Origin of the sequence: Peptoniphilus sp. oral taxon 836 str. F0141 (genome assembly GCF_000179335.1) — a bacterium.
GTDB lineage: Bacteria > Bacillota > Clostridia > Tissierellales > Peptoniphilaceae > Peptoniphilus_A > Peptoniphilus_A lacrimalis.
The window spans coordinates 1-21895 of the sequence record NZ_AEAA01000124.1; the positions used below are offsets into that span (position 1 = coordinate 1).

Here is a 21895-nt window from a genome sequence, read left to right on the forward strand (position 1 = left end):
TTTTGTAGGAGCAAGGGTGCAGTTATCTAATACATTTAAATTATTGTATAGATTAAAATTTTGAAAAACCATTGCCATCTTAGACCTGATTTTTTTCAAATCACAGTCCTTATCCATGATATTTTTTCCTTCAAAATATATATTTCCTTCGCTTGCTTCTTCAAGCCTATTTATACATCTTAAAAATGTGGACTTGCCACTTCCTGACTTGCCTATTATAGAAATTACATCTCCCTTATTTACATTAAGGGAAATTCCCTTTAAGACTTCATTTGTCCCAAATTTCTTTCTTAAGTTTTCAATTCTTAATATTTCCATTTTACACCTGTTGTTGATTTCCCATTTTTAACTCAAAAGATACAGGACCTTCTAATCTTTTTTCTATTTGCCTCAAAATTTCTGTAATTACTGTAGTTAGCAGTAAATAAATAATTAAAATTATAAAATAAGTTTCAAAGTATGAATAAGATTGACCTGCTACAGTTTTTGCAGCAAAGAACAATTCTCCAACTCCAATTACATTTAATACCGATGTATCTTTTATATTTATTACAAATTCATTTCCTGTTGCAGGCAAGATATTTCTCAAAGTTTGCGGTCCTATTACATATAGCATTGTTTGTATATGACTAAGTCCTGATGCTCTTGAGGCTTCCCATTGTCCCTTATCTATTGATATAATTCCTCCACGTACAACCTCAGACATATAAGCTCCAGTATTTACAGAAACTATTATATAAGCTGTGAGTATCTTATCTACATCTACTCCCAAGAACAAGGGAAATCCGTAAAATAAAAGTGATGCTTGAACCATCATTGGTGTTCCTCTAAAAAGAGTAATATATGCCGAAATTAATAAATTAACGACTTTTTGTAAAAATCCGCCAAAACCATTTTTCTTTGGTAGAGTTCTTATTGTTCCAGTGATAAGTCCTATAATAAGTCCAAAAATTGTAGCTACAATTGATATTTTTAAAGTATTTAAAGTGCCATTAAAAAATAAGGGCTTGTATCTAGTAAAAAGTTCTAATACTTTTGTCATAATTCACCTTAATTATTAGCTGGTTGATTCTTAACTGCAGTATTCATTATTTCTTGTCTTTCATCTTCACTAATATTTGAGAATACTTTGTTACAAGCATCTAATAATTCTTTATTGCCAATTTTAACTGCTGCAGACACAAGGTTTGAATTATCTTTAACTGTAAATCCTTGACCTTCTGGGAAATTTACTGAAACTAAATCTTTTGTTGCAGATTCTACTGACTTTGCTTCAGGCACTTCAGCAACATATCCATCAATAACTCCTGATTGTAAAGCAACTCTAAGTTCAGGGAAAGAACTTTGTGCTTCTTCTTTTATAACTCCATCTATTTGGTCGATAAGATCGTAGTGAACTGTATTTAGTTGAGCAGAAATTTTTGCACCTTTAAAATCATTTAATGATTTTGCATTTTCATATTTAGAACCTCTTTTTACTATCATTACATATTGACTTTGCCAATATGGTTCAGTAAATTGAACTTCTTTTGCTCTATCTGGTGTAGGGCTCATCCCTGCCATAATTAAATCAATCTTTCCTGCTTGTAAAGCTGGTGGAAGACCATCCCATTCTGTTTTTACTATTACCAATTTTTTTCCTAAGGCTTGTGCAACTTTTTGTGCCATCATAACATCATAGCCGCCTGCATATTCCTTTGCTCCATCAATTTGTGCCCCATTATTTTTATCATCAAGTTGAGTCCAGTTAAATGGTGCATAACCACATTCCATTCCTACTTTAAGAACATTTTCATCTTCTTTTTTATCTTTACCACACGCCACCAATGTCAGAACTAATGATAAAGCTACTAATAATTTAAAAATTTTTCTCATGATTTTTTCCTCCTAAAATAAAAAAATCTTCCATCCCTATGGGACGAAAGTTTCGTGGTACCACCCAATTTTGCATAAAGCCTCATTGTGAGCTTTGTAACGTAAGCCAAACGATTAAGCTCCAAGCCTTTATTCCCTAAAATTCCAACTATGCAACCTCTCACCTTATGTGCACTCTCTAAAATCTTCCTTAAAGGTACTCCTCTCTTCAAAGCTTTTTAACATTATAATCATATAAAATAAAAAAAGCAAGTATTTTTTATAAAAACTTTTTATTTAAAAACATTTTATAAAAAATAGCCTTAAATTAAGGCTATAGTTTTTAATGATCTATTTTTTTCTAAGAGAACGTAAAATTCCTCTGTTTTCTATTCCTATGCATAATTTTCTATTATTTTACCTCCCAAGTTGGTGAATCAATTCCTCTTTCCATTAAAAATTTATTTGCTCTTGAAAATGGCTTTGAGCCAAAAAATCCCCTATGTGCGGAAAGAGGTGATGGATGTGGTCCTTCAATAACAAGATGATTTTTATTTTTTATTAATTTCTTCTTACTTCTTGCATGAGCTCCCCATAGGATAAAAACTATAGGTTCCTTTTTTTCATCAATAATTTCAATTACCCTGTCTGTAAAAATTTCCCAACCAATTTTTGAATGACTCATAGGGGCATTTTTTCTAACTGTTAATGTTGTGTTTAAAAGCATTATTCCTTCTTGTGTCCATGATTTTAGATAACCATCCTTAAAAGGTCCTATTCCTAAATCGTCATGAAGCTCCTTATAAATATTTACAAGAGATGGGGGAACTTTTATACCTTTATTAACAGAAAAGGCGAGTCCGTGAGCTTGGTTTGGATTATGATAGGGGTCTTGACCTAAAATTAACACTTTCAAATCTTTATATGAAGTATAGTTAAAGGCATTAAAAATATCACTTGCCTTGGGATATATTTGATAATTTTTGTATTCATTTATCAGTAGCTCTCTTAAGTTTTTGTAATAATCTTTTTGAAATTCATCTTCTAAAAGCTCTTGCCAATCATTTTTTAAAAAATCCATATAAATTCTCCTACTTAAATAAAGACGAAAGATAATTTTTCTTTTTTGTATCTATGAAATTTTTTAATTCTTCTTTTTTATCATCTGTACAAAAAACTACAAGCTTATCATTTTTTTCTATAATAGTTTCTCCCCTAGGAATTATAGCCAAACCATCACTTCTTATTATTCCACCAATTATAATTCCCTTAGGAATATTCATCTCTTTAATTTTTTTGTTTATGTGAGGGAATTTTTCGCTCGTTGAGATTTCAAAAACTTGAGCCTTACCTGCAAACATAAAGTTAACAGAAATTTTTGAACCTTGTGAAACTTTGTTGACAATTTCATTTGCCATTACTGTAAAAGGTTCGACATGGCTATACATATTTAAGGGGTCTAAAATTTTTGAATAAATATTTGTGTTTAAAGAGATTATTGTCCTTTCTATGCGCAAGCTTTTTGCCATGAGTCCTAAAACTATATTTAACTCATCATTATCTGTCATAGAAATAAAAATACTATCTTCTCTTATATTTTCTTCATTTAATAAATTTTCATCCCTATAAGGTCTATTTACTACAAAAGCTTTTGGTATTTTATCCCTAAAAAGTCTAACTTTTTTGCTGTCTTCTTCTATAATTTTTAAATTGATGTCTTCAATTTCACTAATCATTTTATTGGTTATGAGATTTCCACCAATTATTGTTACATCTCTTGATTTTCTTGTAGATTTTATTAGAAAATGCTCCATCTTAAAATTGGAAATATCTTTAGAAAGACCCATGAGATACAAATAATCTCCCTTTTGTAAAATTGTCTGACCATTGGGTGTAAAAAATTTGCCATCTCTTAAAATAGCGACAACTAAAATTGTTGCCAAAGAGCCGATATCCTTTAGGGCTATATTATCAAATTCCCCGTCTGTATCAACTAAATGACCGGCAACTTCTATTTTTCCCTTACCAAAATAATCAGCCGTGTAGTATGATGAATTTCCGATTATGTTTTTAATAAATTTTCCAACTTCATATTCGGGATTTACAATTTCATAAATATTAAGAGATTTTTTAAGATATTCTATTTCATCTAAAGAATCAACAATATTAAGTCTAATTATTGTCTTAGTGGATAAATTTTTTGTTAATGAGGCAATTAATATATTTGTCCTATCCTTATCGGTAACTGCCAAAACATATTCAAATGACGAAAAATCTATTTCATTTAATGTGTCCCCATCTAATATATCCTCGTTAATGTATGAAACATTAGACTTCTTTAATGAAGGTAGATTTCCTGAATCCCTATCTATAACTAAAATTTCAGCATCTTCGTAGGAAAGCACATCTACAAGCTCGCTACCTACACGTCCTGCTCCTATTATCAATATTTTCATTTCAATACCTTCTCTTTAAAATATTTTTTTCTTGAGAAAATTGCAAGAACTGTGAAAAATTCAAGCCTTCCTAAGAGCATTAAAAAAGCAAAATAAATTTTAAAGAAATCATTGAAGTAATAAAAATTTTTCGTAGGACCAACGGATGCAAAACCTGGTCCAACATTAGATAACATTGTTACAACTGAAGACATTGAAGTTATTAGGTCCTCTCCTGACAGAGTAATAAGACCTACTGAAAAAACAAAAACAATCATATAAATTCCAAAAAATCCATTTATGCCTTGAACCAATTCTTCACTTAAAATTCTACCATTTAAAGAAATTGGAAGTATTGCCCTAGGGTGTATAACTCTTTTTATTTCTCTTTTTATTGACTTAAATAAAACGACAATTCTTATGACCTTAAGACCTCCTGCAGTTGAACCTGCACAAGAGCCTATAAACATAAGCACAAATAATATATATTTTGAAAATGAAGGCCACAAGTCATAATCTGTAGATACAAAACCTGAAGTAGACTCAATTGATGTCACTTGAAATGTTGCATCTCTAAAACTTTTAAAGGGACTTGCGACTCCTTTTAAATATAAATCTATACTGATAAGTAAAATTGCTGCTATAGTTATGAATAAATATAATCTCAATTCTTCATTTTTAATAATTTCATTAAATCGTCTTCTGTAAAGAGAATAATATATTGAAAAATTATTTCCACAAACAATCATAAAAAAGGACATAGTAAATATAATCGGTGTTGAATATCCCATAATAGATGTGTTTTTAGAAGAAAAACCTCCTGTACCTACAACACCTAGTGTATGTACCAAGGCATCAAAAACATCCATGCCAAAAAATTTAAGGCATAGAAAAAGCAAAATAGTTATAACAACATAAATAATATATAATTTTTTAGCTGTGTCTGAAGTTTTCGCCTCAATTTTTCCCTTTACAGGTCCAGGCGATTCTCTTTTAAAAATTTGAAAACCTCCAACACCAAGTTTAGGAAGAAGAGAAACTGTAAAAACTAAAATCCCCATCCCACCAATCCAGTGAGTTATACTTCTCCACAATACAACAGATTTTGGAAAAGATTCAATATTATTTATTACACTAGCACCTGTTGTAGTAAAACCTGAAACTATTTCAAAAAAAGCATCTGGAAAAGACATATTCATATCAATAATTAATGGTAAAGATCCAAAAATTGAAACAAGTATCCAAGCATAAGTTACAATTACAAGACCATCTGCCGGAGCAAGTGTCCTATGTTTAGTTTCTATAAATCTTGTTAAAGCACCAACTATAATCAGAAGAATTATTGTGACTATAAAACCTATCGATGAGCCATCTTGCATATAAAGTGATATAGCTAAAGAAGGAATCATAAAAAAGGATTCAATTAACAAAATTATACCTAAAATTTTAACAATTAACGAGCGATTCATTTTAACCTCTATATCAATTCTTAGTTAGTTTATTATATATTCCATCAATAATTTTTGTACGTTTAAATAAATTTTTCATATTACTTATCTCATTTTTTGTTGCAAAAACTACTGCCTTGTCACCATCTTCAAGAACAGTATCACCATTTGGCACAATAGTTTCTTCACCTCTAATCAAGGCTATGAAAAGAATGCCCTTGGGTAAGGCTAAATCTTTAAGTGACTGCCCACAAATGGCAAGTTTCTTTTTTAAAATAAATTCATTACATTCAACTTGAGCATTTAAAAGAAGGCTGACTGCTTGGGAGTCATTACCCCTAATAACCTTTAAAATTTCTGAGGCTGTAATGTAAGACTTATTGAAAACAGCATCAATATTTAGCTTATCAATAATACCGTCATAATTTGTCCTGGAAATTTTTGCAACAGATTTATAAATTCCTGCTCTTTTAACTACAAGGCTCATAAGTAAATTTGCTTCGTCAATGCCAGTTGCTGCAACATAGGCATCAAAAGTATGAAACATTTCTTCTTCCAATAAATTTATATCTGTTCCATCTCCATTTATTACTTCAACACCAGGAAGTTTCTCTTTAATGTTTACACACTTATCCCTATTAAGTTCTATAACTGTAACATCTATTTTTTCATTGACAAGAAGGCTTGCAAGGTAAAATCCAACCTTACCTCCCCCTAGTATCATTACTTTTCTGACTGTTTTTTCTTTAGATATGCCAGAGTATTTTTTATCAAAAGCTTCAATATCTTCAGTAATTCCGGAAAGAAGTATAACATCATCAGCTTTTAATTCCGTCATACCATTAGGTACTATGGCTTTTCCATCTCTAGAAATAGCAGCTACAATTAATTTATCAAAAGTATTTAAGTCTATAAGTTTTTTACCAATAAATTCCGGATCCTGACCAATATTAAACTCTACAAGCCTTATTTTTCCACCCGCAACTTCATTAGCATAGAGTTGATATTTTTTTAATAAATACTTATCTATAACTTTTGCAGTAGCATATTCAGGATTTATTATATAATCAATGTCTAACTCATCAGACATAAATTTCAAATATTTTCTGTACTCAGGGTCACGAACTCTTGCAATAGAATATTTAGCCCCTAATTTTTTAGAAATGGAGCATAAAATTACATTAGCTTCGTCATTAGTTGTTGTAGAAATTACTATATCAAAAGTAGATATGTCTAGTTCCATTAACACCCCAAAATCTAGAGCATTTGCACAAACTGAAAATACATCTAACACATTTGAAACGTTTTCTATTACATCCTCATTGTTATCTATAACGCAAATTTCATAACCTTCATCGAGTAGGGCACCGGCAAGTTTAAAGCCAAGTTTACCTACTCCAACAATCAATGCCTTCATAATAATCAAAAAACTGCTAGTAATCTGATCACAAAATTATAATCAGGAAATTCTTCTTTCAAAGATTTTACAACAGTTTCTTTAAGCTCCTCCTTTGCATTTTCATCTCTTATTATTCTTCCGTTAAAATCCAACTCAATATGGAAAGTATCACCATCATTTACTATATCATATACAGAATAAAGATTTAAGTTTTCTCTTATTATTATATGGAGTTTTTTCCTTATCTGTTCAATTAATTTACTTGCTGAGCCATGAGGATCAGTATGAATTATTAGCTTAATATTTAAAAGTTTTGAAACTTCTCTTTCTACCTTATCTACAATATTGTGCGCTTCTTCTAGGCTTAAGTTGTAGGCAATTTCAGCATCAAGTATAACTATGATATTTTCCGGTCCAAAATCAGTTACAATAATGGAATGAACATTAGATATTCCTTCATAAGATGAAACCTTAGAAATAATCTCTTGTCTTAATTCTTCACTTAGACCCTTACCGATTAAAATAGAAATTGTCTGATTAATTAGTTCTATTGCCGTATATATTATAAATAGTGCAACTAAAAGACCTATATAGCTATCTATTTTAAGTCCGGTAAATTTTTGAATTATTACACCAATTAAAACTACAGAAGTTATAAGACAATCTGATAAAGAATCCTTGCTTTGAGCTTTCAAAGCTAAAGAATTAAGAAGTTTAGATTTTTTTAAATAAAAACCTGACTGCCAAATTTTTACAAGTAAAGATAAAAATAAAAGTACCAAAGTATAAAAAGGATAGTTTAAGGCTTGGGGATGGATTATCTTCTTAAAAGAAAAGTAAACAAAATTCCCCCCTACAACTAAAACCATGCCTGAAATAACAAGTGTTATTAAATACTCTATACGTCCATGTCCATAGGGGTGCGATTTGTCATTGGGTTTTTGAGCAAATTTTACACCCATTATTGAAATAATAGATGATGAACAGTCGCTAAGATTATTTAAAGCTTCGGATAAAATAGACATTGAACCGGTAAAAAAATACATTAAAACTTTAGTCATAAATAAAAATAAGTTACTTAATAATCCTAATACAGAAGTCTTCGTAAGTTCATTTACCCTATTTATTTTTCCTATATTTTTTTTATATTTATTATCAGTCATAAACCACCTTTTTATAATTATTGTAGCAGAAGAAAACTAGATTTAATAGATTTTTATTATCAATTTCCTTTCAAAAGTAAAAAATCACTATAGTTATAGTGATTTAATATTAAATAGATTTTTTTCTTAAAATTATGTTAACTTTTGATAAATTATTCTATACCTTTCGCATTCTTAAATCAATATCTTTTTTATCTATCTTATATTTGGTATATTCGCCAATAAGGGTGTATATAGTTGAAGTTAAAGGTATGAAAACCCACATTCCTACAACTCCAAAAAGGCTACCACCAACAGTAATTGCAATTAGTGTCCAAAGGGCTGGTAAACCAACGGCACCACCGACAAGCTTTGGATAGATTAAATTTGATTCAACTTGCTGCATAATGAAAATAAAAATTACAAATATTATAGCCTTTGAAAAATCATCAATTACAATCAAAACAAATCCCATAAAGCCACCGATAAATGGTCCAATAATAGGAACAAGATTTGTAACTCCTGCAAGAACTCCTAGAGTTGTAGCATTCGGCATTTTTGCCAAAAAAGAAAATATAAAGACAATTATTCCCAGAACAGTTGAATCAATGATTTGTCCCCTGATAAATCCTTCAAAATTTTGATGTAAAAGCTTAAATACATGAAATATTTTTCCTGAGGTTTTTTTGGAGAAAATTGAATAAACTATTCTTTTTGATTGATATTCCAAGTGTTCCTTATCAGATAAAATATAGATTGCCGTTATAAGGGCAAGAACAAAATTAACTATACCACCTAAGATATTTGTAGCCGTCGAATAAGCTCTTTGAAAAGCCGTGCTTATTGAAGAATTATCTCCTTGGTTTTTAACAAATTCTCTAATTTGATCAAAAATCTTTGAAACAGACAAATGATCATATATTTTTTGCATCTTATCTGAATACTCATTTATAAAAGCTATATTTCTACTTTTATCTATAGCCTTTTGAATTAAAGGCGGTAGAGCAGTTTGCAGTTTTGATATAGATGATATAAATTGAGGTACAACTATTCTTAAAATTATAAAAATTATTAAAAATATTACAAAAATTGAAACTAATATTGAAATTTTTCTTTTGTGTTTTTGAAATCTAGCACTTTTTATCTTATTAAATAATTTTTCTTCAAAGAAATTCAGTACAATTTTTATCATAAATGCGAGAACTCCACCAAGTATAAAGGGAAACATTATACTTAGTAAAGTTATAAAAATTTTTGAAATTCCTTTTTGATTTAAAAATAAGTAACAAACTGTAGAAAAACCTAAAAGCACAAGAAAAATATTTCTATATACATCATTGGAAAAACTTATTTTCCCCTCAGATGAGTGGAGTTTTTCTTCTTCAATTTCTAAATCTTTATCTTTATCATCCTTATTAATTTTCATTTTATTTGCTCCAACTTATCCCTTATAAAATCTACATTTATTTCTTTATTCTCACTAAAATCATAATATATATTATTAAGAAGCAATTCACTTGCAACTTTTATATCTTCCATATCAGAGGAAATAAAAACAATCTCATCCTTTGTTTTTAAATTCTTAACAAGAGTCTCCAAAATATGGTATTTTTCATTATTTTCTCTATCTTTTTCTTTTCCGCCAACAAGCTCAAAATCTTTAAGAATATCCTTTTTTCTCAAAATTTGTCTGGCTTGAAGACTATAAAGCTCGGTAAATACAGAAATATCATAATCTTTTTTTAAATCATTTAAAAGTTCTAAAGCACCTTTATAATATTCATTTTCATATTTACCAATCCTGTTGAAATAATCTCCATACCACTTAAAAAAAACCTTAGCCTCAATTTCTTTAATATTATAAACTTCCATAGCACTCTTAATTATAGATGGAGAACAAAACTTTTCTAGATTAATTTCATCTAGTGGTTTATAGTCCATCACTGAACCAGCAATTTGTGCAGCTTTTTTCATGCCCATTGAGCAGTCAATGAGAAATTTTTCCAAACTTAGTATTAATTTCATTCTTTTAACAACTTTAAATATTCTTGCCAAAATTTAATATTTACTTTAGCTAAATTTTCCATGGAAGTTTTTGTAAATTCTTTGGCAAAGTCAAACTGTAATTTTAAAAATTTTGAGTAAACTAGGGGAAGACTTTCCATATTTATATCAGACGCTCTCAATGGAAGTAAGCTTTTTTCTTCCTTCTCTTCCTTTGGATTCATCTCAAAAATTAAGTCAAAATTTTTTTCTTCATGCTTTTCTTTTTCTGGAGTTTTATGGTTCTTATAGTTTATTTTAATATTTTCCCTGTCTTTATATATAGCAACTTGCCCACTTTTTCTTAAAGCTGGTGGGAAATTTCCTCTATTGGTATTTTCATAACCTACATCTAAGGCAGCCCTATTATTTTTTATAGTTATAAGTCCGCTGTCCACATAAGATGAATAGTCGTAAGATTTATCATAAATTTTCTTACTTTCACTAAATATATACTCATCATTAATACTGATAAGTTTTGAACCCCTTGTCACTTTTTTAAGTTTTTGTGGGACTTCTTCATAAGAAACTTTTTTAATATCTAAAGAAACTTCCAAAGCTTCATTATAAAAAACATTACTTTTAATTTTGCCAAGGGCATACTCTTCTTTTGCCCTTAGCCAAACAAAATCACCCACATCTAATTTCAAAAAATTATTGACAAGGCTTTTATATTTCTTATTTTTTTCTTCTAGCAAAAAATCATCTAAATCTTTTTTGCTTAAAATATTTTTATCTTCAAGAATAAAAAGTCTATTTGTGTTTAAAAAATTATCAAATTTTTCTAAATCTAAGTTAAATCTGTAAACTTTCATATGTTAAAAACCTCTTAAAACTTCAGGAACAAAATTCTTCTTTTTTAAGGTTTTGTCTATAGCTTCAATTAGTCCCTTTTTATCTTCGTTCAATGTACCAGCTAATAACACATAATTAGAGGCATGATTGGACCTAAAAATTGTTCCTTCTGAGTCCACATTTTCTAAAAATATTTTCATTTCTTGTAAAATCTCTTCAGCATTTGGCATATTAAATTTGCCATTTATATAATCGAGATAAAGTGGTGTATTTTTATATATTCTCATAGTAAGATAAGACACATAATCAGGCTTAGTTTCTGAAATAATTTTCGCTGTACCTTTAGCGTTTTGTTCCATAAGTTCTACTCCACCAAGACCAGCTATTATAGTGATTGAAGTTTTAAAACCAACTTCTTTACACTTAGCCATTGCAGATACATAATCCTTATAAGTTAGGCCCTTATTTATTTTTCTTAAAATTTCATCATCACCAGATTCAAAGCCAATGTATAACATTTCAAGGCCTGCATCCCTAAGAGCCGTAAGCTCTTCTATAGATTTTCTATTTATATCCCCTGCAGTAGCATAAGATGAAACTCTTTCAATATTGGGATAATATTGCTTGATGGTTTTTAAAATCTCCAAAAGATCACTTGTTTTTAAAACAAGAGCATCACCGTCAGCTAGAAAAATCCTTCTCCAGTAACTTCCATATTGGCTCATTTCGATGAGGTCTTTTTTTATATCTTCTAAGGGTCTAATTATAAAATTATCATCTTTATACATATAACAAAAGCTACATTTATTGTGAGCACATCCAACAGTTGCTTGAATAATTAAAGATCTTGCCTCACTGGGCGGTCTAAAAACATTTCCGTAATATTGCATACTTCCTCTTTTCTAATCAGTCTTATTTCTTTCCTTTTTAAATTTTTTAAAAGCTAGTTTTTGCCATACTTTTTCAGTAATGCATCTCTAGTCTTCCAAAGTTCTTCGGATAAATCCACTATATATTCAGTTGGGTTGTCAATTCTTGAAACTTCATCCCAAAGAGAATCAATTTCAGATTGAGCTTTATTTCTAATTTCATCAAGACTTGGCATCTTGTATACTAACTTACCCTTATCATAAATTTGTACTAACAATTTTTTGCTGTAATAATTATTTAAAGTCTTTCTCTTCCATGTATAAATTGGGTGGAAGATTTCAAGTTTATCTTCAGGCAAAACTTCATCATGCAAAGAAACAACATCTGCAATAGCTTTGTTTGAAGATTTATCATAAAATCTATGAATTTCTTTAAAGCCGGGTATTGTAATTTTTGTTACATTTTCAGAAATTTTAATCTTTGGAATAACTTTACCATCTTTTCCTTCAATTCCTGTCATCTTGTAAACTCCACCAAATACAGGGTCAGACTTTGAAGTGATAAGTCTTTCACCAACACCAAAGGCATCAATCTTGGCACCTTGAACCAATATATTTTTTATAGTAAATTCATCAAGAGAATTTGATGCCATAATTAAAGCGTCTTCAAATCCTGCATCGTCAAGCATCTTTCTAGCTTTTTTAGATAGATAAGCTATATCTCCTGAGTCAATTCTTATGCCCTTTGGTCTAAATCCCTTTGGTAGTACATCTTCATTAAATACCTTAATAGCATTTGGAACACCACTTTTTAAAGTATCATAAGTATCTACAAGCAATAAACAGTTTTGCGGATAAACTTTTGCAAAGGCACGAAACGCTTCTAATTCTGAATCAAACATTTGTACCCAAGAATGAGCCATTGTTCCTAGAGCTGGAACTCCAAAAAGTTTATCGGAAAGTGTGTTAGCAGAACCTATAACTCCCCCTATATAAGCAGCCCTTGCTCCAAGATTTGCTCCAGAATATCCTTGAGCACGTCTTGAACCAAATTCAGAAACAGGTCTTCCGCCAGCAGCCTTTACAATTCTATTAGTCTTTGTAGCAATCATTGATTGGTGGTTAATGGTTAACAAAACCATAGTTTCAAGCATTTGAGCTTGAATGGCAGGTCCCCTAACAATAATTAGAGGTTCTTGCGGAAATGCAACAGAGCCTTCTTCTAATGCCCATACGTCACATTTAAATTCAAACTTTCTAAGATAATCTAAAAATTCTTCTGAAAATATTTTTTTTGTTCTTAAAAATTCAATATCATCTTCTGCAAAATGCAAGTCTTCAAAATACTCAATTAACTGTTCAAGCCCAGCTATAATAGCATATGTACCGTCATCAGGAACGCTTCTGAAAAACATTTCAAAATAAACAATCTTTTCTCCAATGCCTTCTTGAAAATACCCATTAGCCATGGTGAATTCATAAAAATCGGTTAATAGGGTGAAATTTTTTTCAATATTATATTTATTCATTTTTTCCCTTCTTATAAAATTATATTCTCTTTAATTATAACACATTAACAAAAATGGGCAAAAAAATAACTTTTAGCCAGTATTATCTGCAACAATGTCTTAGTAATTTTTATAAAAAATAAGTTAATAATATGATATAATCTATTAAATGGGAAAGTGTAATATGATGGAAAAAGAAAATGAAGTTAAAGAAATTAAAGATATAGAAAAGTCATTAATTAAGACTTACAGAAGAGATATATTTAGAAAATTTATTAAAGCTTGTAAAGAATACGAACTTATACAAGACGGAGATAAAATTGCTGTTGCCATTTCCGGAGGAAAAGACTCCCTAACTCTTGCAAAATTAATGCAAGAACTAAAAAAACATAGGCAGGTGGATTTTTCTCTAGAATTTATAGCAATGGATCCTGGCTATATAAAAGAAAATTCTGATAATCTACTTTATAATTGCAAAAAACTTGGCATACCCGTTAAACTATACAAATCAGATATTTTTGAAGTTGCTGAAAAATTAACAAATGGAGATTCTCCCTGCTATATGTGTGCTAGAATGAGAAGGGGTAATCTTTACTCAAAAGCCAAAGAGCTTGGATGTAATAAACTAGCCTTAGGTCATCATTTTAACGATGTTATTGAAACAATACTATTAAATATAATCTTTGCAGGAGATTATAAAACTATGATGCCAAAATTAAAGGCTAAAAATTTCTCTGATATGGAACTCATAAGACCAATGTATCTTGTTAAAGAAGAAGCTATAATTAGATTCATGAAATCAACAGGTCTTAATCCTCTTGACTGTGCCTGCACAGTAACAAAGAAAAAATCAGGTAACAAAAGATATTATGTTAAAGAACTTGTAAAGAGTCTGCTTAAAGAAAATGAAAATGCTGATATTAACATACTAAGATCTAGCGAAAATGTAAATTTAGGTCAAATTCTAGGCTATAAACATAAAGGACAAAAACATTTATTTACAGAATTTTATGAATAATTTTATATTTTTCAATAAAAAATATATGTGGTAAAGTGTAGTTAAATTTATCAATACTTAATAATTTAAATACAAATCTATATTCCCTTTATTGAAAGGGAATATATGTATAAATTAAAATTTTTGTTGAAAGGAGAAAATATGGAATATTTAGTAACTGCCCCCATTAAGGATAATATTTATTATATAGGAACTAATGATAGGCAAACAGAAAAATTTGAAGGAATGTGGCCACTACCTAACGGAGTTGCTTACAACTCATTTCTAATTAAGGGAGAAAAAAACATTATAGTGGATTTGGTAAAGATAAATACTATTTCCGTTTATATTGAAAAAATTAAGGAAATTCTTGGTGATGAAAAAGTCGATTACATTATTATGAACCACCTTGAACCCGACCATTCATCTTCTGTTCCTGAACTTATAGATCTATATCCCGATGTAGAAATTATAGTTTCACCAAAGGCTGTGCCAATGCTTAAAAATTTCTATGGAGTTACAGAAAATGTAAGGGTTGTTAAAGATGGGGAACATTTAAAATTAGGAGATAGAGAATTTGATTTTTATCTTACACCGATGGTTCACTGGCCTGAATCCATGGTAACATACGAAAAAGCAAGTAAAGTTTTATTTTCACAAGATATATTCGGTGGTTTTGGAACTTTAAACGGTGGCATTTTCGATGATCAAATTCAATTTGATGACCACTACAAAGAAGAAGCTGCAAGATATTTTATAAATATAGTTGGTAAATATGCAAAACAAGCTCTTAAAGCCTTAGAAAGACTTAAAGATTTAGAAATTTCTACAATCTGTACCGTTCATGGTCCCATTTGGAGAAAAGATCCAAAAAGAATTGTAGATTTTTATATTTCTCTTGCAAAACAAGAAACCGTTAAGGGCTGTGTTGTAATTTATGGCTCAATGTATGGAAATACTGAAAGAATGGCTGAAGCCGTTGCAAAAGGTCTAGTTCGTGGCGGGCTTAATGATGTAAAAATTAGGGACGTGGCAAAAACTCCATTATCCTATTTATTAACAGATACCTGGAGATATAGAGGTGTTATTTTAGGTTCTTGTTCTTACGATAATTCTCTATTCCCACCAATGAATTTCCTTCTTACAGAAATATCTCACCAAAGAATGAAAAATAATTTCTGGGCAATATTCGGTTCTTACTCATGGAGCGGTGGAGCCTTAAAGAATCTTAAAAAATATATGGAAGATGGAAAGTACAATGTATTAGAACATCAACCAGAAATTCAAGGCGCTGCAACTAGAGAAGAATTAGAAGACTTGATTAATCTCGGTAAAGAAATGGCTGCCAAAATATTAGAATCAGAAGAAGAATAAAATATTTTTTTAAATCTCGAGAGAAAAATCTCGAGATTTTTTTATTGAAATTTTTATTGATTTATAATAAATTATCACATAAAAATTTTCTAGTGGAGTGAAAATAGGTAGCTAAGTTTTTTTATTATCTTTACGTATTCTTTAAAGCCTTCAATAAAAATATCTTTTAAAAAGATATTTTTCTTTTCTAAATATTTTATATAACAAATAAAGTCTTCATCTAAATTTTTATTTTCTTTTTTTTCCTTAATTTCTCTATACTTATTTGTATAAGTATATTCTCCTTCTTTATTTTTCCTAACCATATTAATCTAATATATGTGAAAACCTTTTTTATTTAAAGATAATATCCTATATATTTTTATTTTATTAATATTTTTATATATCCTATTTCAATTATCTAAAAAAACAAAAAAATCCACCAAATTTAATTGGTGGTGTGGTTATTTTACAAGCTTAAATGCAAAGTATATTGCTAGAAGGCTAAATATTACTGATGACAACAAATATGATAGGGCTAATATTATTTTCCCTTTTTCTAATAAATTAATTATTTCAAGGGAAAAGGTGGAAAATGTTGTAAACCCTCCACAAAATCCAGTTTTTAGAAAATTAATCTTAAATTCACTTATGCTTGATTTTAAACTTGCTGCTACTATTAGACCTATTAAGAATGAGCCTAAAATATTTATTATTATAGTAATAATATTATTGTCATATATTTTTATTGGTATAAAGCCTAAGAGATACCTAGATATTGAACCTAAAGCTCCTCCCAAAGAAACTGCTATTATATTCAACTAACTTCCCTTTCAATATTCTTAAATATATCTTCATAAATTCTTACAAATCTTTGTAATATGCCTTTTTCATAAACTTTATCTTTAACTATTAAATCACTTTCAAAAATTAAATCTCCTGAAGAGTAATATTTAATGGTTCCAACTTTTTTTCCGGCTTCAATAGGAGCCTTAAGTTCACTGATAATTTTTATATCTTTTTTAATATTTTCTTTTTTATTTACAAGTGCATAGCCTTTGCTCTTAATAAATACTGGCGTCTGCGCGTCTTGTGCATTTTCAACATTTATATTTTGAATTGGTTTTGATTCAGTCCCAAAAATTGTATATTCATAATTGTCAAAGCCCTTGCTCATTAACCTTTTTATTGCAACATATCTTTGCCAATCACCGTTACATCCTGTTACAATGCCTACTAATCTTAAATCTTTTGACTTGCCTTCAATTCCTTTTTTTAAACCTGTAGAAATTACTGTCCTTCCTGATGCGTTAGTATATCCTGTTTTTAATCCGTCAATTTCTGGTACTATCCCCAAAATCGGGTTTGTATTGTATTCCAAAAAGTTTCTGTCTTCATCTTTTAAATAAGCCTCTTTAGTATAATTAAGAATTTCAGGATAATATTTTATAAGCTCGCAGGAAAGGATAAACATTTCCCTTGTGGTCATTTTGTTGTAATCCTCAATAGCATAATTAGTGAGTCCTGTTGGATTAACCATATGTGCATTTTTAAGTCCCAAATCTTTACATTTTTTATTCATAAGAACACTAAAAGCTTCAACAGAACCAGAAATATGTTTAGCTAGGGCTGTAATAGCATCATTTCCTGAAACTACCATACTAGCCTTAATTAAATCATCCACTGTCATCTTATCATTTTCTTTAAGTTTAAAAGTTGAGCCTCCTAAGATTGATGATTCTCTATCTATTGTCAGCTCGTCAGATTTTGAAATGGTCCCGTCTTTAATCTTATCAAAAACTACAAAAATACTTACAAGTTTTGATGTTGAGGCCATGGGTCTAACCTCGTCAATATTATAGGCTTCAAGAATTTTTCCTGATTGATAATCTCCCAAAAGATAAGACTTAGATAATTCTTCTAAAGAATATTTTTCATATTCTTCAATTTTTCCAGCTTCTTCAGCCGTTGCTTTTTGCACTCCGTCTTTTGTAGGTACAAGAATATTTTGATCTCTAATTTCTTTTTTTTCTTCCTTAGCCTCTTCAGTAGCTTTTACTGAAGTATTCTTGTCAATAGAAACATCTTTTTGTGCAAAGACATTTATATTTAAAATAAGTATTATTCCTAATAAAAATAGGGCTGTAAATCTTCTCATAAAGCACCTCGGTACTTATTTTAACAAATAATATTTTAATTGTAAAACCATATAAGACAATGATTTTAAGAATTTCTTAAATATTTAACCTAATAAGCTATGCTATAATAAAATAAAAGAGAGGTTTTTTATGATCAGAAAAGGTTGTGGATGCTTACTATTTTTTCCACTTATAATATGTGTGCTTTTTGCCTTATTCTTCCTAACTTTTAAAAGTCCTAATAATTTTAGTGACTACAAAAAAGAATATCTCGATGAAACTCTTGAACTTGCCCAATCAACAGCCGATAGGTTTGGACTTTTTACGTCAGTTGTCTTGGCACAATCAGCCTTAGAAAGTGATTATGGCAGGAGTTTGTTATCGCTTGAATATAATAATTATTTTGGAATCAAGGCAAGGTCTAATGAAGATTCTGTAGTTTTAAAAACAAATGAAGTTATAAATGGACAGACAACTTCTGTAAATGAGGCTTTTAAAAAATATCTTTCAAAAAGCGACTCATTCAACCATTATGGTAAACTTATAAGTCAAAGCAAAAGATACAAAAAGGTTAAAGAAGCTCGTGATTTTAGAGAAGCTTCTCAATATCTTCAAGATGCAGGTTATGCTACAGATAAGCATTACGCAGAAAAAATTATTGCAATTGTTGAAAAATACCACTTAGGTCAATTTGATAGACCTAACTTTTGAGAAGATTAAAATAAGTTTTTGAATCTTTAAAAATTATATTTCCATGTTCAATACCTTCCAGGCTCAAAAAGTCTGCTTGAAGGTATTTCTTTTTTAATTTTTCAATATTTTTTAAAGACGGATCTTTTTTCCCATATATAAATAAAAGACTTGTATTTTTATTTTACTAAATTTAAAATTAGAAACTTCGCTTAAAAAGTTGTCTAAACTTTTGTCATTTATATTTTCTGCAAGTTCCTTTATCTCTTTATACATATTGGGATAAAGATTATTTATCTTTTCAATTGTATGCTCATCTTTTTCAATTTTTTTCCTATAATTTGAAAATTTCATTTTTAATATTTTTTTAAAAATAAAATTAATATTTATATTTATAACTCCCTCTAATACTGCTTTTTCCACCTTTACTAAATTTCTTTCTAGCATATAAATAGCAATGTTTGAGCAATATGAAAAAGAACAAATATATTTAAAATTTTTTATATTCTCATCTCTACAATATTTATAAATGCTATCTACATCTCTTTGAAATGAAATAAAATCTTCATCTCTTTTAGCTAAATCTGGAATTATTAAATAATAATCATTTAAGGGCTTTAAAATATTTGTAAGTTCTTGATCCTTAGGAAGAACTGGTGCGAGTAGTAAAATTTTCTCATTTGTTATATTTCCATAAGTTTTAAAATTCATATAAGACCTCTTTTTTAATAATATTATAAATGATATAATTTTTTTATGGAGGGATAATTTTGCCAAAATCAAAAACTTTATTAATTATGTTTATTTCAGCTCTCATACCCTTGGGACTGGAGCTTTTTTATAATACCAATATTGTAGGGGAAGGCGGAGTTTTATATCTTTTTATGTGGGTCATGATAAATTACTTATTTTTATCAACAATCATAAGTATTTTTTCATCTTATAAAAAAATTTTAAGTCTTCCAGGATTAAAAATTAGAAAAGCTACGTATTACACTAATATGATTCTTTATACTTTGATAATTGTTTTTGTAAATATTTATTTTTCTGCAATGCTATTTTTCCCAAAAGATAAGCTCTTCCAAAATTTAGCCAGTCCTTATGTGCTTATATTCCTATTTATATTTTATATAATGAACCTACAATTTGGAAATTTCCCAATAAAAGAAGATGGACAAACTAATGTTTATACTATTCTTGCTAAGGGTTCTTTTAAAAATGGAAGAGATAAGTATGCGACAGTTGTTGGCTATTATGATGATGGGATTGTCTTAGGTGATTATTATTTTCCCTATGAATCAATTAAATCATGTGCTACTGCTAAGAAAAAAATTGGCATATTTATAAAAGGTAAAGACCAATTTGGTACTTATAGGGTAAACATTGATTCTTTAAATTCTGCAGCCCGTGCTGTACTAATTTTAGAAGATGCTGCAAAAAATGGAAAACTTGACCAAAATAAATTAAATTTTAATTCTTAGTTTTTGCAAATATTATTTTCATTTTTTCTGGTTTTTAATAAAAACTTAATATTTACTTAATGATTAATTTATTGTATTGTGTACGGATATAAGTTAAAATATAGCTTATAGTATATGAATTAGGAGGATCTATATGAAAAAGAAATTAATTAGTATATTTCTAGTACTAGCAATGCTTATGTCATTAGTTGCTTGTACACCAAATACTACAGCTTATTTAGATGCTAGTAAAAAAGTATCAAGCTGGAAAGGTTCAAATGTAAATGCTGAACTTACTTATAATTTTGAAGTTACTAACCCTGAAAATGGTCAAAAAGTAACTTTCAAATTACCTGCTAGCTTTAAGGGACAAAGCGAAGGTCAAGAAAAAGCTAAAGTTACTGTAACAGCTAATCTTAAAGACTTTAAAGCTCAAATGACAAAATTGGGTGCAAAAGCTGAAGAACTTAAAAACGTAAAAGATAGTTTATCTTTTGATATCTTTGTTGATAAAGATAGAGTTATCTTCTCTAAAGATTTCTTCACATCTTTAAGTCCTGAATTTGCTAAAGATATCAAGGAAAACTATATTGAACTTCCAAGTTCTTATGGTCAAAACCAAAATTCAATAAAATATTTTGATTCTGAAGAATTCAAGGCAGATTTAATAGATCTTTATAAAACTGCACTTCCAAACTTCAAACCAAGCACTGATATTCAAGTAAAAGGAAATACTTACACTTATAAAGCAAATATTGATGATATTTTAGCCGACCTTTCTAAGGCTATTGAACTTTCAGTATCTAATTGGGATAAAGTTGTTGAAAAATTAATGCCAATGCTTGAAAAAGCTCAAATGCCAAATGAACTTATCAATAAAGATGAAATTTCTAAATTTAAAGATTCTTATAAAAAAGAAGATTTAAATAAAACTTTCGCTGAAATTAAAAATATTTTAAAAGGTTCTAGCATCAATCAAACTACAACTTTTGAAGACAACAAAGTTACACAAAATTCAAAAATAACTGTTAATGTAGAAAATTCATTTAAATTTACTCTAGATATGAAAGCAGTTACTGAAAAAGATGAAAATGCCAAGGTTGTTATTCCTACAGACGTTAAGAAATTAACACAAAAAGATTTAATGTCTATAATGGGTTCAGACGTTGAAAGTTTTGTTATTATAAGAGTTAATGGCAAAGTTCTTGATACACCTGACCAAGCTAAAATCGTTAATAACAGAACAATGATTCCTTGCAGATCTTTATTTGAAAGCTTAGGCTCTAAAGTTTCTTATGACAAAGCTAAAAAAGAAGTTACTTTAAAATCTGACAAAAATGAAATCAAATTAACTATAGGCAAAAATGTTGCAACTGTTAACGGCAAAGAAGTTAAGCTTGATACTCCTGCAACAATAATTGAAAACAAAACTTATTTACCTGTAAGATTTGTAGCTGAATCTTTAGGCTATAAGGTTAAATATCAAAAAGAAGATTTCTTTAGTACTGTTGATTTATATAATGTTGAAGATTCTAAACTTGATGAACTTATAAAGGCTGAAGAAAAAAAGGCACTTGAAGAAGCTAAAAAATCAGTAGAAGAAGCTAAAAAAGAAGATAAAGCTCCAGCAAATGATAAAGATGTAAAAAAAGAAGAAGATAAAAAAGAATCTAAAGATGTAAGTGAAGATATCAAAGATTCTGCAAAAGAAGCTTCTAAACTTTTATTTTCAGTTATTAGATAATTTAAAATTAAAGTCCCGCT

At 29.0% G+C, this 21895-nt stretch carries 22 protein-coding genes; 5 read left to right on the forward strand and 17 right to left on the reverse strand.

What is annotated here, in order from left to right; all coding sequences use genetic code 11:
- The 13 genes from HMPREF9131_RS06965 to HMPREF9131_RS07025 all read right to left on the reverse strand — a co-directional run.
- Positions 1 to 318, reverse strand: a 318-nt coding sequence (locus HMPREF9131_RS06965; RefSeq protein ID WP_009346137.1) for an ATP-binding cassette domain-containing protein, incomplete at its 3' end; no start/stop codon positions are given.
- A gap of 1 nt (position 319) precedes the next feature.
- Positions 320 to 1042, reverse strand: coding sequence for an amino acid ABC transporter permease (locus HMPREF9131_RS06970; RefSeq protein WP_004823819.1), 723 nt, complete (start codon positions 1040 to 1042; stop codon positions 320 to 322).
- An 8-nt stretch (positions 1043 to 1050) separates the two neighbouring features.
- The gene (locus HMPREF9131_RS06975) at positions 1051 to 1875 is read right to left on the reverse strand and encodes a transporter substrate-binding domain-containing protein (RefSeq protein WP_009346134.1); all 825 of its coding nucleotides are present in this window, start codon (positions 1873 to 1875) and stop codon (positions 1051 to 1053) included.
- A 391-nt stretch (positions 1876 to 2266) separates the two neighbouring features.
- Complete coding sequence (locus tag HMPREF9131_RS06980) at positions 2267 to 2935, reverse strand: uracil-DNA glycosylase (RefSeq protein WP_009346164.1); 669 nt, start codon at positions 2933 to 2935, stop codon at positions 2267 to 2269.
- Positions 2936 to 2945: 10 nt separating this feature from the next.
- On the reverse strand, positions 2946 to 4310 hold the full coding sequence (locus tag HMPREF9131_RS06985; RefSeq protein WP_009346161.1) for an NAD-binding protein: 1365 nt from the start codon (positions 4308 to 4310) through the stop codon (positions 2946 to 2948).
- A complete protein-coding gene (locus HMPREF9131_RS06990; RefSeq protein WP_009346182.1) occupies positions 4307 to 5758 on the reverse strand; it encodes a TrkH family potassium uptake protein in 1452 nt (483 codons plus the stop codon). Before HMPREF9131_RS06990 ends, HMPREF9131_RS06985 begins: the two co-directional genes overlap by 4 nt.
- A gap of 13 nt (positions 5759 to 5771) precedes the next feature.
- Positions 5772 to 7154, reverse strand: coding sequence for a Trk system potassium transporter TrkA (trkA, locus tag HMPREF9131_RS06995; RefSeq protein ID WP_004823842.1), 1383 nt, complete (start codon positions 7152 to 7154; stop codon positions 5772 to 5774).
- Positions 7155 to 7159: 5 nt separating this feature from the next.
- Positions 7160 to 8299, reverse strand: coding sequence for a cation diffusion facilitator family transporter (locus HMPREF9131_RS07000; RefSeq protein WP_009346143.1), 1140 nt, complete (start codon positions 8297 to 8299; stop codon positions 7160 to 7162).
- Positions 8300 to 8456: 157 nt separating this feature from the next.
- Positions 8457 to 9704 (reverse strand): AI-2E family transporter, encoded by a 1248-nt coding sequence (locus tag HMPREF9131_RS07005; protein WP_009346142.1) that lies wholly within the window; start codon positions 9702 to 9704, stop codon positions 8457 to 8459.
- Positions 9701 to 10303 (reverse strand): HAD hydrolase-like protein, encoded by a 603-nt coding sequence (locus HMPREF9131_RS07010; protein WP_232202602.1) that lies wholly within the window; start codon positions 10301 to 10303, stop codon positions 9701 to 9703. The genes HMPREF9131_RS07005 and HMPREF9131_RS07010 overlap by 4 nt, the downstream gene beginning before the upstream one ends.
- The gene (locus HMPREF9131_RS07015) at positions 10300 to 11136 is read right to left on the reverse strand and encodes a hypothetical protein (RefSeq protein ID WP_009346181.1); all 837 of its coding nucleotides are present in this window, start codon (positions 11134 to 11136) and stop codon (positions 10300 to 10302) included. The genes HMPREF9131_RS07010 and HMPREF9131_RS07015 overlap by 4 nt, the downstream gene beginning before the upstream one ends.
- A 3-nt stretch (positions 11137 to 11139) precedes the next feature.
- Positions 11140 to 12006 carry a radical SAM protein gene (locus HMPREF9131_RS07020; RefSeq protein WP_009346185.1) on the reverse strand — a complete coding sequence of 289 codons (867 nt, stop codon included), beginning with the start codon at positions 12004 to 12006 and terminating at the stop codon, positions 11140 to 11142.
- Positions 12007 to 12059: 53 nt separating this feature from the next.
- Positions 12060 to 13514 carry a nicotinate phosphoribosyltransferase gene (locus HMPREF9131_RS07025; RefSeq protein ID WP_009346186.1) on the reverse strand — a complete coding sequence of 485 codons (1455 nt, stop codon included), beginning with the start codon at positions 13512 to 13514 and terminating at the stop codon, positions 12060 to 12062.
- Between the two features lie 163 nt (positions 13515 to 13677).
- On the opposite strand from HMPREF9131_RS07025, the gene HMPREF9131_RS07030 reads away from it, so the two are divergent.
- Positions 13678 to 14511, forward strand: coding sequence for an ATP-binding protein (locus tag HMPREF9131_RS07030; protein WP_198002576.1), 834 nt, complete (start codon positions 13678 to 13680; stop codon positions 14509 to 14511).
- A gap of 141 nt (positions 14512 to 14652) precedes the next feature.
- Positions 14653 to 15864 carry an FprA family A-type flavoprotein gene (locus tag HMPREF9131_RS07035; protein WP_009346150.1) on the forward strand — a complete coding sequence of 404 codons (1212 nt, stop codon included), beginning with the start codon at positions 14653 to 14655 and terminating at the stop codon, positions 15862 to 15864.
- Positions 15865 to 15953: 89 nt separating this feature from the next.
- Here HMPREF9131_RS07035 and HMPREF9131_RS07040 read toward each other — a convergent pair whose 3' ends face one another.
- The 3 genes from HMPREF9131_RS07040 to HMPREF9131_RS07050 all read right to left on the reverse strand — a co-directional run bounded on the left by HMPREF9131_RS07040 (position 15954) and on the right by HMPREF9131_RS07050 (position 18001).
- Positions 15954 to 16169: a hypothetical protein gene (locus tag HMPREF9131_RS07040; protein ID WP_036744527.1), complete on the reverse strand. Its 216-nt coding sequence runs from the start codon at positions 16167 to 16169 to the stop codon at positions 15954 to 15956.
- A 138-nt stretch (positions 16170 to 16307) separates the two neighbouring features.
- The gene (crcB, locus tag HMPREF9131_RS07045; protein ID WP_009346192.1) at positions 16308 to 16664 is read right to left on the reverse strand and encodes a fluoride efflux transporter CrcB; all 357 of its coding nucleotides are present in this window, start codon (positions 16662 to 16664) and stop codon (positions 16308 to 16310) included.
- Entirely contained in the window at positions 16661 to 18001 is a 1341-nt protein-coding gene (locus HMPREF9131_RS07050) for a D-alanyl-D-alanine carboxypeptidase family protein (protein WP_009346180.1), read from the reverse strand. Before HMPREF9131_RS07050 ends, crcB begins: the two co-directional genes overlap by 4 nt.
- Before the next feature lie 130 nt (positions 18002 to 18131).
- Here HMPREF9131_RS07050 and HMPREF9131_RS07055 point away from each other — a divergent pair, with 130 nt between their 5' ends.
- Positions 18132 to 18692, forward strand: a complete 561-nt coding sequence (locus HMPREF9131_RS07055) for a glycoside hydrolase family 73 protein (protein WP_009346163.1) — start codon at positions 18132 to 18134, stop codon at positions 18690 to 18692.
- A 111-nt stretch (positions 18693 to 18803) separates the two neighbouring features.
- Here HMPREF9131_RS07055 and HMPREF9131_RS07060 read toward each other — a convergent pair whose 3' ends face one another.
- The gene (locus HMPREF9131_RS07060; RefSeq protein ID WP_009346149.1) at positions 18804 to 19382 is read right to left on the reverse strand and encodes a hypothetical protein; all 579 of its coding nucleotides are present in this window, start codon (positions 19380 to 19382) and stop codon (positions 18804 to 18806) included.
- Positions 19383 to 19441: 59 nt separating this feature from the next.
- Between HMPREF9131_RS07060 and HMPREF9131_RS07065 the strand changes: the two genes are divergently transcribed.
- A complete protein-coding gene (locus HMPREF9131_RS07065; RefSeq protein WP_009346162.1) occupies positions 19442 to 20152 on the forward strand; it encodes a hypothetical protein in 711 nt (236 codons plus the stop codon).
- A gap of 133 nt (positions 20153 to 20285) precedes the next feature.
- Positions 20286 to 21875 (forward strand): copper amine oxidase N-terminal domain-containing protein, encoded by a 1590-nt coding sequence (locus tag HMPREF9131_RS07070; RefSeq protein ID WP_009346160.1) that lies wholly within the window; start codon positions 20286 to 20288, stop codon positions 21873 to 21875.
- Positions 21876 to 21895: the final 20 nt, after the last annotated feature.